Source organism: Acidicapsa ligni (genome assembly GCF_025685655.1).
Classification (GTDB): Bacteria; Acidobacteriota; Terriglobia; order Terriglobales; family Acidobacteriaceae; genus Acidicapsa; species Acidicapsa ligni.
In genome coordinates, this window is record NZ_JAGSYG010000003.1 from 791,072 (window position 1) to 805,295 (window position 14,224).

Annotated in this window: 12 protein-coding genes; 10 read left to right on the plus strand and 2 right to left on the minus strand. The window is 54.9% G+C overall.

From position 1 onward, the window contains the following. The first annotated feature begins 164 nt into the window (after positions 1-164). Positions 165-2,102 (plus strand): pyrrolo-quinoline quinone, encoded by a 1,938-nt coding sequence (locus OHL19_RS13595; RefSeq protein ID WP_263358242.1) that lies wholly within the window; start codon positions 165-167, stop codon positions 2,100-2,102. Between the two features lie 26 nt (positions 2,103-2,128). Here the strand turns inward: OHL19_RS13595 and OHL19_RS13600 are convergent, their stop codons facing one another. Then, positions 2,129-2,602: a DUF1569 domain-containing protein gene (locus tag OHL19_RS13600; protein ID WP_263358243.1), complete on the minus strand. Its 474-nt coding sequence runs from the start codon at positions 2,600-2,602 to the stop codon at positions 2,129-2,131. 417 nt (positions 2,603-3,019) lie between these two features. On the opposite strand from OHL19_RS13600, the gene uvrB reads away from it, so the two are divergent. Together uvrB and OHL19_RS13610 are read left to right on the plus strand one after the other, a co-directional pair. After that, positions 3,020-5,011, plus strand: a complete 1,992-nt coding sequence (uvrB, locus tag OHL19_RS13605) for an excinuclease ABC subunit UvrB (RefSeq protein WP_263358244.1) — start codon at positions 3,020-3,022, stop codon at positions 5,009-5,011. A gap of 334 nt (positions 5,012-5,345) precedes the next feature. Next, the gene (locus tag OHL19_RS13610) at positions 5,346-5,726 is read left to right on the plus strand and encodes a response regulator (protein WP_263358245.1); all 381 of its coding nucleotides are present in this window, start codon (positions 5,346-5,348) and stop codon (positions 5,724-5,726) included. Between the two features lie 56 nt (positions 5,727-5,782). On the opposite strand, the gene OHL19_RS13615 is transcribed toward OHL19_RS13610, so the two are convergent. Further along, positions 5,783-6,232 carry a ribosomal maturation YjgA family protein gene (locus OHL19_RS13615; RefSeq protein WP_263358246.1) on the minus strand — a complete coding sequence of 150 codons (450 nt, stop codon included), beginning with the start codon at positions 6,230-6,232 and terminating at the stop codon, positions 5,783-5,785. 421 nt (positions 6,233-6,653) lie between these two features. On the opposite strand from OHL19_RS13615, the gene OHL19_RS13620 reads away from it, so the two are divergent. The 7 genes from OHL19_RS13620 to OHL19_RS13650 all read left to right on the plus strand — a co-directional run bounded on the left by OHL19_RS13620 (position 6,654) and on the right by OHL19_RS13650 (position 14,127). Then, positions 6,654-7,850, plus strand: a complete 1,197-nt coding sequence (locus OHL19_RS13620) for a hypothetical protein (protein ID WP_263358247.1) — start codon at positions 6,654-6,656, stop codon at positions 7,848-7,850. A gap of 467 nt (positions 7,851-8,317) precedes the next feature. Next, positions 8,318-10,390 (plus strand): heme lyase CcmF/NrfE family subunit, encoded by a 2,073-nt coding sequence (locus tag OHL19_RS13625; RefSeq protein WP_263358248.1) that lies wholly within the window; start codon positions 8,318-8,320, stop codon positions 10,388-10,390. Next, complete coding sequence (locus OHL19_RS13630) at positions 10,390-10,902, plus strand: cytochrome c-type biogenesis protein (RefSeq protein WP_263358249.1); 513 nt, start codon at positions 10,390-10,392, stop codon at positions 10,900-10,902. Before OHL19_RS13625 ends, OHL19_RS13630 begins: the two co-directional genes overlap by 1 nt. 2 nt (positions 10,903-10,904) lie before the next feature. Then, positions 10,905-11,189: a hypothetical protein gene (locus tag OHL19_RS13635; RefSeq protein WP_263358250.1), complete on the plus strand. Its 285-nt coding sequence runs from the start codon at positions 10,905-10,907 to the stop codon at positions 11,187-11,189. A 223-nt stretch (positions 11,190-11,412) separates the two neighbouring features. Next, entirely contained in the window at positions 11,413-12,708 is a 1,296-nt protein-coding gene (locus OHL19_RS13640; RefSeq protein ID WP_263358251.1) for a carboxypeptidase-like regulatory domain-containing protein, read from the plus strand. 57 nt (positions 12,709-12,765) lie between these two features. After that, on the plus strand, positions 12,766-13,266 hold the full coding sequence (locus OHL19_RS13645) for a DUF4149 domain-containing protein (RefSeq protein WP_263358252.1): 501 nt from the start codon (positions 12,766-12,768) through the stop codon (positions 13,264-13,266). A gap of 135 nt (positions 13,267-13,401) precedes the next feature. After that, positions 13,402-14,127 carry a ZIP family metal transporter gene (locus tag OHL19_RS13650; protein ID WP_263358253.1) on the plus strand — a complete coding sequence of 242 codons (726 nt, stop codon included), beginning with the start codon at positions 13,402-13,404 and terminating at the stop codon, positions 14,125-14,127. Positions 14,128-14,224 lie beyond the last annotated feature (97 nt).

The window sequence follows — 14,224 nt, forward strand, 5'->3', positions numbered from 1 at the left end:
TAGTTTCGTCTAATTTTCCTGAGAATTATGTCCTCTGATGCAGATGTGATTTTGCCCTTGTCGCATAGGGGACGTTTGTCTTTTTTGTGCTGCAACTTCCCTATTTCTTTAGCACATGATCCTAACAATTGAATGTACAATTAGCGAAGATTTAACCAATAAACATGAAAATTGCCGCGAGTTCTCTCTCTTGTCTTCTGGCCGTTGGCGTGGTTCTCTGCCTCAACGGTTGTGGTTCGTTGAATCCCACTTTCCCTCTAGCCGCACCGGCTCAGATTTCTGTCTCTTCGACACGCGCCGCGCTGACGGTGTCACAGAGCTATTCAATTGCTGCGACTACGAAAGATCTATCGGGCGTGACATGGACAGCGACCGGGGGCGGCCTTTCTGCGGACACGAGTATGACGGGCAAAATGGTCACTTATACGGCGCCCGCCAAGGCTGGCATTTACACTGTGACCGCTGCCAATGTAAAGACTCCCTCGCAGACTGCTGCCATGACCGTATACGTTACGGATCTGGGCGGCGTTTACACCTACCATAATGATCTGGCGCGAGATGGTGTCAACAGCCAGGAATATGCGCTGACGACAACGACGGTGGCTTCCTCCTCCTTCGGAAAATTGTTCTCATGCCCTGTAGATGGCGCCGTCTATACACAGCCGTTGTGGGTTGCTAACCTTACTATCGGCAACGCGAAGCATAATGTGGCCTTCGTCGCTACACAGCACGATAGCGTGTATGCCTTTGATGCGGACGCCAGCCCGTGTCAACAACTTTGGATGGCTAGCCTGGTTGATACGAACCATGGTGGGAGCAGTGGGGAAACTGCTGTGAATTCGACCTTGCTGGGACAAGGGAACGGGGATATCGCTCCGGAGGTCGGCGTAACTGGAACACCTGTGATCGATCCATCCACGGGCACACTTTACGTGGTCTCTAAATCGATGAATTCTGCCTCAACTCTTTTTTATCAACGCATGCACGCGATCGACATTACGACAGGTAGCGAGAAATTCAGTGGGCCAGTCGATATTGGAGCTAATATCACTTTTCCAGGCACAGGGGATGGCGGGTCAACTGTGACGTTTAATGCGAAACAGGAAAACCAACGGCCTGGTCTCGCGCTCGTTAATGGAGTTGTATACGTTGCCTGGGCTGCGCACGAAGACGCGAATCCTTTCTATGGATGGTTAGTCGGATACAAGGCATCCGATCTGACGGTCGCAAGTATTTTGAATATAGACCCGAACGTAACGCAGGGTGGCATCTGGATGAGTGGTGGTGCGCCTTCAGCAGACGCGAACAATAACCTTTATCTGATCTCGGGGAATGGCGGGTTTGATGCAACCAGCACCAGTATGCCGAATAACGATTATGGCGACTCCTTCCTCAAGATATCGAATGGATTGACGGTTTCTTCCTATTTCACTCCTACGGATCAGGAGAGTGATGAAACGAATGACGCTGACTTTGGATCGGGTGGTTCGGCGGTGTTGGTGAATGTAGCTTCAGGAGCCTTGAGACACCTGGTAATCGGCGGAGGAAAAGATGGTTCGTTGTATCTTCTGAATGGCGATTCGATGGGGGGGCTTGGGGACACGAATGCCAGGCAGGTTATCAGCGTTGGCAGCGGAATTTTCTCCACTGGAGCTTTCTGGAATAACACGTACTATGTGGCTCCGCTCAATGGCTCAATGGTAGCTTATGCATTTGATCCATTCGCCAATCTTCTCAATCCGTCGGCGAGTACCAGGTCCTCCAACACCTATGGGTTCCCTGGCGCTACACCATCGGTTTCGGCATCAGGAGCTTCGAATGGAATCGTTTGGGCTTTGAACAGCAATAGCTACTGCACGAGCCAATCGAAATCCTGTGGGCCTGCAGTGCTTCATGCCTATGATGCTACAAACCTTGGTACGGAGTTGTGGAACAGTTCTACAACCAGTACGGATGCGGCGGGCAATGCTGTCAAATTTACGGTACCGACTATTGCCAATGGGCATGTTTATGTGGGGACTCGTGGCAACAACGCGGGTGGTGTAGACAGCACAACCAGTACTCCCGGGGAGTTGGATGTTTACGGAGTCACGACCGACTGATTTGAGGCGACATCTCCAGCTCGTTGTTAGAGGTTAAACTGCCGCAGGTGGTGGTCGAGGTGTTTATACATGCCTTTGCCCCACTCTTCGACTGAGAGCTTGCCAAAGAAAGCGTGGGGCGCTTGTGTGCAGGCTACGGGGCCTCCTTTTTGAAAGCGGTCTATCAGGAGGAGGAGGCGTTCGCGTTCTGCATTGAGATCGCGTTCCTCGCTGATGATGTAGGCCGGGACGGTTGGAGAATTCTTTCGCCACAGCTTGTCTCTTGAGAATTCGGACTTGAAGAGTGGGCCGATGAGTTTGCCGATGAAACTTCTTGGCTGGACGTTATCGCCGCAGGCGGTTTCCAAATTTAAGCAGCAATGTGCGAGCATCTGGGCTGCGTTCATTTTGCCCCAGAGACGTTCGCTAGTTGGAGTTATGGCTGCGAGGCGATGCTTGATTTCTTCTGCTGCCGAGGAATCATAGAGGCTTTTCATGCGCCACAGTTTACTGATCGGCATGGTCTGCGGGGAAGCTGATTTCTATTCGCGAAAATCATGCCATCCTGAGTGACGCGATGGCTTTGGGGCTTACCTTAAAGAATTTGACCTACCCCAGGGGGGCTATGTAGCTGTTTGCCGGTGTCCCTAAGGATGCCCCTTGCTATACCTGTTGCCCTGATAACTCAGGCATCCTTTTTCTGGGTGCGATGGGCATGTCAGACAGACGTGTCTGCCTGGTATTTCGGCTTTTGATTGGTTCTGACGGGGCTTTCATTGATTATGCGCGGTTGGGGGATAATTCTCTGCACGGTGTGGCTGCCGCATTGATCAAGTTTTGCTGGGGAATGGCAATGACCATGATCAGAAGTCGATTGTGGCCAATCCTGCAGAGGCTTTATTTCGCCTTATTTTCGCCTTGCTTGTATACTTAATTTTATGGACTTTCAGTTGGTTACGCCTTATCAGCCTAAGGGAGATCAACCTCGGGCTATCGATGAACTAGTGCAGGGTTTGGCGGCTGGGGAGAAGCACCAGGTGCTGCTGGGTGTGACTGGTTCAGGCAAGACTTTTACGATGGCCAAGGTCATTGAGGAGTTGAACCGTCCGGCGCTGATATTGGCGCATAACAAGACGCTGGCGGCGCAGTTATATAACGAGTTCAAGCAGTTCTTTCCGGGCAATGCGGTTGAGTATTTTGTCAGTTATTACGATTACTATCAGCCGGAAGCTTACATCCCTGCGGGGGACTTATATATCGAGAAGGAAGCTACGATCAATGAGGAGTTAGACAAGTTACGGCTTTCAGCTACGCGGTCGCTATTTGAACGGCGAGATTGCGTTATTGTCAGTTCGGTTAGCTGTATCTATGGTTTGGGCTCTCCTGAGGCTTATTACGGCATGTTGCTGCTGCTGGAGAAGGGGCAGCGGATTCATCGCAACGATATTGTACGGCGGCTGGTGGAGATACTTTACGAACGGAACGATGCGGACTTTCGCAGAGGCACTTTCCGGGTGCGGGGCGATGTTATCGAGGTCTTCCCTACTTATGATGAGAATGCTTTTCGGATTGAGTTATTCGGCGATGAGATTGAATCGCTATCGCAGATAGATCCGCTGTTTGGCACAGTGAAACAGAAGTATGCGCGGCTACCGATTTATCCCAAGAGCCACTATGTTGTGCAGCCGGAGCGCAAGGCGCAGGCGATTGAAACGATCGTGGCGGAGCTGACGGATTGGGAAGCGGAGTTGGAGAAGCAGGGGCGCATGGTGGAGGCGCAGCGGATTCATCAGCGGGTGCGGTTTGACCTGGAGATGATCAAGAGCATGGGTTACTGCCATGGGATTGAGAATTATTCGCGGCACTTTAGCGGGCGGCTGCCGGGTGAGGCTCCGCCGACGCTGCTGGATTATTTTCCGAGGGACTTTCTGCTGTTTGTGGATGAGTCGCATGTGACGATTCCGCAGGTGCATGGGATGTGGCATGGGGATCGAAGCCGGAAGGCGAACCTGGTGGATTATGGGTTTCGATTGCCGTCGGCGATGGATAACAGGCCGCTGAAGTTCGATGAGTTTGAGAACCGGATTCACCAGACGATTTATGTTTCGGCGACGCCGGGCCCGTTTGAGTTGACGAAGGCTGCGGGCGTGGTGGTGGAACAGGTGATTCGGCCTACGGGGTTGGTTGATCCGGAGATTGAGATCAGGCCGGTGAAGGGGCAGATTGACGATCTGTTGGGCGAGATTCGCGACCGGGCAAAGCGCAATGAGCGGGTGCTGGTGACGACGCTGACCAAGCGGATGTCTGAGGACCTGGCGGGGTATTACACAGAGGTTGGGGTGCGCTGCCGGTATATGCATTCGGAGATTGAGACGCTGGAGCGGATCAAGATTTTGGCGGGGCTGCGCAAAGGCGAATACGACGTGCTGGTGGGGATCAATCTGTTGCGCGAGGGATTGGATCTGCCGGAGGTTTCGCTGGTGGCGATTCTGGATGCGGATAAGGAAGGTTTTTTGCGCTCGACCGGAGCGCTGATTCAGACGATTGGACGTGCGGCGAGAAATGTCGAGGGGCGAGCGATTCTGTACGCGGACAAGATGACGGATTCGATGCGGCGGGCGATTGATGAGACGGATCGAAGACGGGAGATTCAGCGAGCTTATAACGAGGAGCATGGGATTGTGCCAACGTCGGTGTTGAGCAAGATGGACAATTCGCTGGCGTCGATTTTGAAGGCGGAGTATGGCGATCCGCTGGAAGAGGCGGCGGAAGGGATGCCGGAGTTTGCTTCTCAGGTTGAGTTGGACAAACACCTGGCGAAGATGGAAGTGGAGATGCGGGAGGCCGCGAAGAAGTTCGAGTTTGAGAAGGCGGCTCGGCTGCGGGATACGATCAAGGATTTGCGGGCCAAGGAGTTTCTTTTCGGGTAGTGTTTTCGGGCTGGGGGTGAGGCGAGTTCTGGAATGGGAGTGGTTACTCCCATCCTTCGCAAAAAGCGTGAAAGGATGGGACGCCCGAATTTTCTTTTGTTTTGGGAATTGTGTCGCTGCTCCAGGTGAAAGGGAGAACAATTTCCCTAAATTGTTGGAATACGGGCATCTTTGCGAACGAGAAGGGCATCTTAAGGTTGGTATAAAGCTTCTTTGCGGTCTATTACGGTTGTGATTACTGAAGCAACTGCTTATCGGATCGGGACATCTAATTTATTTAATGGTAAACACCAGAGGAATTCGATTATTACGTTTCATCCGGTTATCGGGACATATGGGGACAATTTTACTTGTAGATGACAATCCGCTTCGTGCGTCTCTGCGGAAATCAATTCTGGAGCGTGGTGGCGCAGGTGTGGCGCGGACTTCGGATGCGGCTGAGGCGCTCTGTTATATCGAAGTGCCCTCGCAAACGCAGAAACTTTCGCTGATTATTACCGGGCATACGACGGCTGGGATTTCGGGGCCTGAGTTTGTGGCAGAGTTGCGGATGCGGATGCCGAGGGTTGCGGTGCTGGTGTTGAGTTCGGTGGGAAATGTGGAATCGCAGTATGAGGGAATTTCCGGTGTAACGCATTCACAGGCAAATTCGCCGGATGAGCTTTGGCCGGTGGTAAACCAGATATTGCAGCGGGTGGAGAAGCAGTCCGCTTAAATATGTTTCTGCAAATTCGATAGATTGTGACGACGAGCAGATTGATTGCTCGTTTTTTATTTTCTTCTTTTCGATCTACCTCTCGACAATCGTGAGTTTGCTGCTCGGGCGGTGAGCCGGGCTGCTTGATCCACGATGGCGGTTATGGCGATTGCTGCCCAGTAGGCGAGGAAATGCCAGGGGGTGAAGACGCGGCCGAGGAGCAGTGCTCCGGCGAGGGTGAGGCGAAAGGCGTCAAGGCCGGGAGAGTGATAGAGGCGCGAGAGTTCGACGAGGGCGGCGAGGATCGAGGCGAGGATCGCGAGGGTCAACGGCGTTCGCTTTGGCTGGATGGTGGCGAAGAGCAGGTAGAGCATGGTGGCCCAGAGGACGGAGCCTCCGTATCTGACGATTAAAAACGGGAAGCCGAGTGGGACGAGGCGCAGAAACAGGCCGACCAGGATGGTGAGGACGGCCAGGATGAGGTAGATGCTTCTATGGGTGCGGCCGTCTCTATTCGTAGGCATATGTTGTTTGCGACAGTGCAGGTTACCTTTCTATATTTTGTTTCGATTGAACGATCATAGCGGTTTCCTGGTGGTGTTTTTAGATGCGGGCTTGTTGGGGAGCTTCTCGCGATATGGAATTTGGTGTGGTGGGTCAGGTTGGGATAATTGTTTTTTTTGTTCGGAGTAGGGGAAGGAGATTCCCTTCGGAATGACAAACAGAACTGCAAGGGCAACGACAAAGGCTAACAGCAGATTCCCTTCGGGAATGACAGCTAGAAAGGCAACGGCTAACGGCAGATTCTCTACGGGGATTGTAGACAGAAAGACAAGGGCATGTGGATTGCAGACGAGAGGCGTGTTTCTTGTTACTTATCTGACTCTTCATACGTCTTTGTTTCAGAACCTCTCAGCATTAGGTTCTTCTGCAGGAAAAGTGGACATGAGAATCAACGGGAACGCCTACATCTACGGTCTGACAATCTTCTCGGTGGTGTCCGTTGTTGCTCATTCCCAGATCGTTCCAAGCCAAGCGACAAATCATGAGATCAACCTCTGGCTGCGTGACGGGGATCCACGTATGGTCGCCTGGGGCGCAACCTTTGCCGCAAAGTCCGGTGATAAGGATGAGCTGCCTGTCTTGGCGGCCCTCGCGGAAAACTATGAGTCTGTCCCACGCCATGAGTATGACGCGCGTGGCAACTACATACCCAGAACTCCTGAACAGAAACAATATCTGGATTCTATGCAGGCTGTTCTTGACTCGATAATCCAACTCCATGGAGAGGTTTCCTGCGAAGCTGTTGTCGCGGTCGTACCGGACTTTCCAGCCCAGGCCCTCACGCTCCTCGCAACTATGCCAGAGCCTGAGCGCTCGCAATGTGCAGCCGATATCTATGAGACCCGGGATAAATCGGACCAACCTTATGATTGGCACCGCATCGCCCACCTGCAGATGATCCACATGGCCGCTGCCATCCTCGCACTGCACCCTCCGCCGGGCTTCACTGCCACTCTTCTCAACGAGGCTACCGTCATCCTGAAGATCAGCGTGACCGATGATGACCAGAAAGACAATGGACCGTTTTCCAGCGGAACGTGCGGAGATTCCTTTGGGCTTGTAGCAGCCCCGGGCTGGCCCCAGCCCTATACCTATGTTGTCGAACAGCACTGGAACAGCCAAGGACCGGCAGAAGGAATCCTCATTCCCGGAGAGCCCGCCATCACTGGGCGCCGTGCACTCAGCAACAGTTCTTGCTCCACTCTGCCAGGTTTTACGAGCGTGCAGAAGGTCTTGTTGGCGCGACAAGAGGCCAGCCTCTTACCCGGTGATCCCGGCCCTGGCACCTATCAGCACGACACGCTTCGCTATACCGGTCGGGCGAGCTTTCTCGCTTCCTTGTCAGTCATGATCACCCTCCATGAGGAACCATTCCAAAAACTCGCGGCAACTCTCGCCAGCAAGTCTTACCTGACGGCGACTGAGTCTGCGACTGTGATGCCCACGTTTGCAGTCGAAGTCGAAGATCAGAGAAAGAACCAAAGCCAGGCCCTCCAAATTCCTGAGTCTCTCGGTCCACATACGACTGTTGGCCCATACAAGCATGAGAGTGGATGGTTCCCGAGACAATTGGACTGAGCGTTTTCAGATTTGCAATTGGACTATATGCCTGCTTGAAGTTTCTCGGAAGTTGATGCTTCCTTATTTGTTATTCCTGAAAACGACGTTGTCCTAAAACGCTGATCTGATCTGTCAACCACGTACTCGGTATGCTCCTGTCCATCTTTGGGTGGAATGCAAGGGGCTTTTCTTTGCTTAGTATCAGGGTTGAGCTACTTTTTTGTGGTGGGTCGGATTTGGGGAATTGTGCTTCTGTTGGGAGTGGGAGAAGCAGATTCCCTTCGGGAATGACAGACAGAACTGCAACGGCAAATGCAAATGCAAGGGCAAAAGCAAGGGCGACGGCAGGAGCTTGGGACAGGAGCAAAGTTCTGAACTTCTATGCTGTATGCAAGTTGGGCCACTGTTTACTTTTTGTTGGGTTTTGTCTGGTGCTGGTGCTGGTGCGACAATCGTAGTAGATTGCGTGGGGTTATGGATTTCTTATGGCGGCATTTGGGGCGTTTGCTCTTCTAATTGCGTTGGTGCTGGCTGCTTATAACCTGGTGGCTGGTGGGGTTGCGCTGCGGTTGCTGGCGGTTGGCGGGCGGGCACGAATTGCGCCGGAGCGACTGGCGGAGACGGCTCGGCGGGCTGGTATTGCTGGTTTTTTTGCGATAATGGCGGCGGCGTTTGCGCTCGTTTGGTCGGTGTTTCACAACGACTTTACGATTGAGTACATTGTCGAGCACTCGAACCGTGCTTTGCCTGCGGCTTACAAGTTTGCTGCGTTGTGGAGTGGGCAGGAGGGTTCGCTCCTGCTCTGGGCTTCGCTGCTGGCGATCTATGGGTTTGTGCTGCGGGTGCGGCATCACTCGGATGTGAAGCTGCATGCTTATGCGGGGACGATTCTGGCCGGGGTGCAGGTCTTCTTTCTTCTGCTGCTGAACTTTGCTGCGCCGCCATTTTCCGGGGTGCGTGGGGGGATTGCGCCTCCGGATGGAAATGGGTTGAATCCTCTATTGCAGTATCCGGAGATGGTGATTCATCCGCCGATGCTGTACCTGGGGTATGTGGGATTTTCGGTGCCGTTTGCGTTTGCGCTGGGCGCGCTGATGATGCGGTATCCGGGTGAGAAGTGGATTCACATTACGCGGCGCTGGACGATGGCTACGTGGATGTTTCTGACGATCGGGATTTTCCTTGGAATGCACTGGGCGTATGCGGTGCTGGGCTGGGGCGGGTACTGGGGTTGGGATCCGGTGGAGAATGCTTCGCTGATGCCGTGGTTAACGGGTACGGCGTTTCTGCATTCGGTGATGATGCAGGAGAAGCGCGGAATGATGAAGAGCTGGAATGTCTGGCTCATCTTCGCGACGTTTCTGCTGACGCTGCTGGGGACGCTGCTTACGCGCGCGGGGCTGGTGAGTTCGGTGCATGCGTTTGCACAGTCTTCAATTGGCGACTGGTTTGTCGGGTTCATGGTGATTGTGCTGGCAGTTTGCTTGTTCACATACATTCTGCAGCGGGATCATTTGAAGAGCGAGCACCAGATGGAATCACTGGTCAGCCGCGAGTCGAGTTTTCTCTTCAACAATCTTGTGCTGCTGGCGGCCTGCTTCACGATTCTTTGGGGGACGCTGTTCCCGGTGCTTTCGGAGTATTTTGAAGGGACGAAGAAGACGGTTGCGGGGGCTTACTACTCGCATGTGGCGATTCCGATTGGGGTGTTTCTGCTGTTCCTGACCGGGGTTGGGCCGCTGCTGGCGTGGAGAGCTTCTTCGTTCAAGAGCCTGCGGAAGAACTTTGTGCTGCCGGGGATTGCGTTCCTGGCAACGGTGGTGGTGTGCATCGCTGCCGGGCTGAAGCCGTGGGCGGATGAGGGTATTTTTTATTCGACGATGACCTTTGCGCTGGGCGTGGCGGTGGCTACGGCGATCTGCTCGGAGTTTTTGCGCGGGGCGGGTGTGTTGCATCGGCAGACGGGTAAGAATTTCGCGGCTTCGACGGTGCTGCTGGTGCGCAGGAGTACGCGGAGATATGGCGGGTACATTGTTCACCTGGGGCTGGTGGTGATCTTTATCGGGTTCGCGGGATATGCCTTCAATCGCAGTGCGGAGAAGGAAATGGCGGTGGGCAGCAAGATGGAGATTGGCCCGTATACGCTGGTGAACCTGGGCAATACGGAAGAGTCGAACGCGAATTACGATACGGAGTTTTCTCAACTAGATGTGTTTGAGAATGGGAAGAAGATTCTGGACCAGCCGATGTCTCCGGAGAAGCGGGTTTACCTGGTGAATGGGCAGCCGCAGACGATGGTGGCAAATCACTCGACGCTGCGGTGGGATCTGTACGTGGTGTATGAGGGCAAGAATCCTGACACAGGGCTGCCGATCATCAAGGCGTTTTTGAATCCGCTGGTGACCTGGATCTGGATTGGGCTGGTGGTTGTGGTGTTTGGCACGCTGGTGGCGCTGGTGCCGAGTCTCAGTCCGGTGCGGGCGGTGGTGGCGGTGCCTTCTTCGACAGGACCTTTGCCGGGAGCTGCGGCGGTCAGGGCGACGGGAGGCGGCAATTGATGCTCGCTGGGCGGCTGTACAAAATGATCTCTTCGCGATTGCTGCTTGGGGTGCTGGTGGCTTCGGTGGTTTGTTTTTCGCTGGGGGCTACGGACCCGACGGAACACTTCAACAAGCTGGGTAACAAGCTGATGTGTACCTGCGGGTGCGCACAGTCGTTGCTGCTCTGCGACCATGAGGGCTGTCCTTCGCGTGGGCAGGAGATGGACGATCTGCGCAGCGGAATCAATAGCGGGCAGAGCGACGAGGCTATCCTGCAGGGCTTTGTCGGGCGGTATGGAACGGTGGTGCTGGCGGCGCCGACGACGCATGGATTTGATTTGCTGGCGTGGATCATGCCGTTTGCGGTGGCGCTGGTGGCGTTGCTGGGAACGATCTTCCTAGTGCGGCATTGGGCGGCACAGCAGCCTAAGCTGGCTGACCATGCTTCGCTGAGCCCGGCGCAGGCGAGGGCCGAGGATGAGATGCGGGAACGAATTCGCCGGGAGACCGGAACGGATGGGGGAGTTTAAATATGTCTAGCGACGCGGGTGTAATTCTCGGGATTGTGCTTTTTCTGGCGCTGTTTCTGTACATTTTGTGGCCGGAGAAGTCGGCTGCGGTGCAACGGGAGAAGACTCGGCTGGATTTTCTGGAAGAGTTGAAGGATCAGATCTACGCCAATCTGCGGGATTTGAATTTTGAGTTTCAGGCGGGGAAATATCCGCAGGAAGATTATGCGGCGCAGCGGGCGATCTTGGAGAAAGAAGCTGCTACGGTTCTGGCGGAGATGGATTTGCTGGGGCGGGTTCGGGTTTAGTTTTTCTTTCTGTTCCTAGATGTAAAGGCCTGGGTGAAGCAGATTCCCTTCGGGAATGACAGACAGAAAAGCAAGTGCAGAACAGAACAAACAAAAGGCTGAAAAGCAAGTACAGAACAGGTTCCATAGCAAGTACGGAACAGACAGAAGGCACGTACGGAGTTGTTATGCCTGCCTGGTGGTTGAAGCTGGAGAAAAGATTGTTGCGAGGATTGATACATTGATGCGATTTACTTCTTTTTCTTTGCGGGCGGTGGCTCTGCTGGTGTTGGCTGCGGGCACGTTTGCGATGGCCGATTCGATTGATGGCACGGTTACGAACAAGACCAATGGCAAGCCTTCGGTGGGCGATAAGGTTACGCTGCTGAGCCTTTCGGCGGGGCTGGATGAGGTGGGGACGGCGAAGACGGATGCTCGCGGGCATTTCACGCTGAACCGGCCTACGGCTGCGCCTTATTTGATCAAGGTGGAGCACCAGAAGGGCGCTTACTTCAAGAACGTGCCGCCTAATGTTACTTCGGTAGAGATTACGGTTTATGACGTGGCGACGAAGGTCGAGGGGGTTTCGACTGAGGCGGATGTGCTGCGTGTCGAGGCCGATAGCGGGCAATTGAAGGTGACGGAGAACTACTTCGTTAAGAACGTCTCTTCTCCGCCTCGCACGGAGTCGAGTGAGCATACGTACGAAGTAGTGATGCCTGCAGATGCGGTGCTGGATGGTGCGGCGACGGTGGGGCCGAGCGGGATGCCGCTGGCGGCTACTCCGGACCCGGTTACGCCGAAGGGGCATTATGCATTTTCGTTCCCGATTCGCCCGAATGAGGGAGACCAGGGGACGCGCTTTCAGTTGAGCTATCACGTGCCTTACTCGGGCAGCTACAAGTTCACGCCGAAGGTGATGCAGGATACGGACAACCTGGCGGTGATGGTGCCGAAGGGCATGAAGTTCGAGCCGGGAGCGGGGACCAGCTATCAGACGGTTCCTCCGGATGGGACGGATGGACAGACGTTCCTGGTGCGGGGCGTGAAGCCGGGCGAGCCGCTGGAGTTTGCGATTTCCGGCACTGGAACCTGGCCGCGTGAGGCACAAGGTGGCGGTGCGGGGATGGCCGGTGGTCCGCAGGGGCCGCAGGTGGGCGGGGATGCTGCGCCGCAAGGTGGTCCGAATGGGGCGCCGGGCGGTGGTTTGGGGAATCCTATCGATACTCCTGACCCGTTGAGCAAGTACAAGTATTGGATTCTGGGTGCGCTGGCACTGGTGTTAGCTGCTGCGGCGGCGTTTCTGCTGAAGAAGCCGGCGGGGGAAGTTGCTGTTGCTCCGCCTGCTGCGCCGGAGCCACAGATTGCTGCTTTCGCTGTACCTGTGGAGAGCAAGCGTCAGTTGTTGCTGGAGGCGCTTAAGGAGGAGCTGTTCGCGATTGAGAGTGAGAAAATTGCGGGCAAACTTTCTCCGGAAGAGTATGTGGATTTGAAGGCGGCGCTGGAGACGGTTTTACGGCGGGCTTTGGGTCGGAGTTAGGGGTTTGAGGAGTTGTTACTCCCACCCTTTGTGGGGTATTGGTTAGGGGCTGAACTGATGAAGACGCTGATTCGGACTTTGTTGATGCTTTCGTTGATTGTCTGGCTGGGAGCGGAGATTTTCTTCCCGGTGGTGGCGGCGATTACGTTCATGAACCTGGCTCCCGATACGCATGAGGCCGGGTTGATCGTCGGGGCTTTATTGCGGATCATGCATGTGATGGGGCTGGTGTCCGGGATCGTGCTGGTGGCGTTGCTGGCGCTGGCTCCGGCGTGGGGTGTGTTCAAGCCACGGACGGAGCTGGCTTCTATAGGGCTGGTGCTGGTGATGATGGGGCTTACGGCTTATTCGCAGTTTGGAATTCTTCCGGCGATGGATCGGGATCGAGCGGCGGCGGGCGGGGTGGTCGATGCCGCGGCTCACGATAATCCGGCGCGAGTGCACTTTGAGTTGCTGCATCGCCGGAGCGAGCATGTGGAAGTTGGCGTGTTGCTGCTGGGGATTGTCGTGGTGGCGCTGATTGCGAATGCGGAGACGGCTGCGGCTGCGCGGGTGTGATCTTAGATTAGAGAATGTTCCTGCCAGGTTTTTCTGCTGACAGGCTGTTTGATCTGCGGGGCTGAGGGCCCTGCTTCCTCCAATCCAATCTGACCGCAAGATATTGTGGTCCGAGCACGCGTAGTATTCTGACAGATGCTTAAACTTTCTTTGCTGTTGGGGACGATTGCTGCGCTGGCGGATGTGGTCGGCGGCCTGGTGCTGGTCAGGGCCAGGGGTGTGCAGCGCTATTTGCGTTATTTTGTGGCTCTTGGTGCGGGTTTTTTGATGGCTACTGCTGTCCTGGAGATGCTGCCAGAGAGTCTCAAACTGGATATGAAGCTGGCTCCGGTATTGGTGATGGCGGGGTATTGTGCGCTGCATTTTCTGGAACACACGATTGTGGCGCATTTTCATTTTGGAGAAGAGACGCATCACGGCGAATTTGTGTCGGCGAAGACCAGCTATTCGGTGCTGGGAGGGCTGGCGGTTCATGCGCTGTTTGATGGAGTGGCGATCGGCTCGGGGTTTGCTTTGTCCGGCGCGCTGGGGATGCTGATCTTTCTGGCCATTCTGCTGCACAAGGCTCCGGAGGGGTTCACCATGGCGAGCGTGATGCTGGCCAGTGGGAAGAGCCGGACGGCGGCGTTTTTCTCGGCTGTGGCGCTGGCTGGGGCTACTTTGCTGGGAGTCCTGGTGATCGGGATGGTTCCGCAACTGGTGCGGTATGGGCTACCGGTTTCGGCGGGAGTGGCGCTGTATGTGGCGGCTACGGACCTGGTGCCGGAGGTGAATCGGGAGCCGGGGATCAAGATGGCGCTGGTGTTCTTTGCCGGGGTGGCTGGGTTTCTGTTGTTGCGAATGATTATGCCTGCGGTTTAATTTTTCTGCCGGGGATTTCTGCTGTTGCGGGGGAGTCGTGATTCTTCCCTGCTGCAGCTCTCTGGATTTGTGGGTGGAGTTACACTTGCAGGGATGG

Bases quoted from the DNA above. Each gene is read 5' to 3' on its own strand.
- OHL19_RS13595 (WP_263358242.1), top strand. From the start codon at position 165: ATGAAAATTGCCGCGAGTTCTCTCTCTTGTCTTCTGGCCGTTGGCGTG.
- OHL19_RS13600 (WP_263358243.1), bottom strand. From the start codon at position 2,602: ATGCCGATCAGTAAACTGTGGCGCATGAAAAGCCTCTATGATTCCTCG.
- uvrB (WP_263358244.1), top strand. From the start codon at position 3,020: ATGGACTTTCAGTTGGTTACGCCTTATCAGCCTAAGGGAGATCAACCT.
- OHL19_RS13610 (WP_263358245.1), top strand. From the start codon at position 5,346: ATGGGGACAATTTTACTTGTAGATGACAATCCGCTTCGTGCGTCTCTG.
- OHL19_RS13615 (WP_263358246.1), bottom strand. From the start codon at position 6,232: ATGCCTACGAATAGAGACGGCCGCACCCATAGAAGCATCTACCTCATC.
- OHL19_RS13620 (WP_263358247.1), top strand. From the start codon at position 6,654: ATGAGAATCAACGGGAACGCCTACATCTACGGTCTGACAATCTTCTCG.
- OHL19_RS13625 (WP_263358248.1), top strand. From the start codon at position 8,318: ATGGCGGCATTTGGGGCGTTTGCTCTTCTAATTGCGTTGGTGCTGGCT.
- OHL19_RS13630 (WP_263358249.1), top strand. From the start codon at position 10,390: ATGCTCGCTGGGCGGCTGTACAAAATGATCTCTTCGCGATTGCTGCTT.
- OHL19_RS13635 (WP_263358250.1), top strand. From the start codon at position 10,905: ATGTCTAGCGACGCGGGTGTAATTCTCGGGATTGTGCTTTTTCTGGCG.
- OHL19_RS13640 (WP_263358251.1), top strand. From the start codon at position 11,413: ATGCGATTTACTTCTTTTTCTTTGCGGGCGGTGGCTCTGCTGGTGTTG.
- OHL19_RS13645 (WP_263358252.1), top strand. From the start codon at position 12,766: ATGAAGACGCTGATTCGGACTTTGTTGATGCTTTCGTTGATTGTCTGG.
- OHL19_RS13650 (WP_263358253.1), top strand. From the start codon at position 13,402: ATGCTTAAACTTTCTTTGCTGTTGGGGACGATTGCTGCGCTGGCGGAT.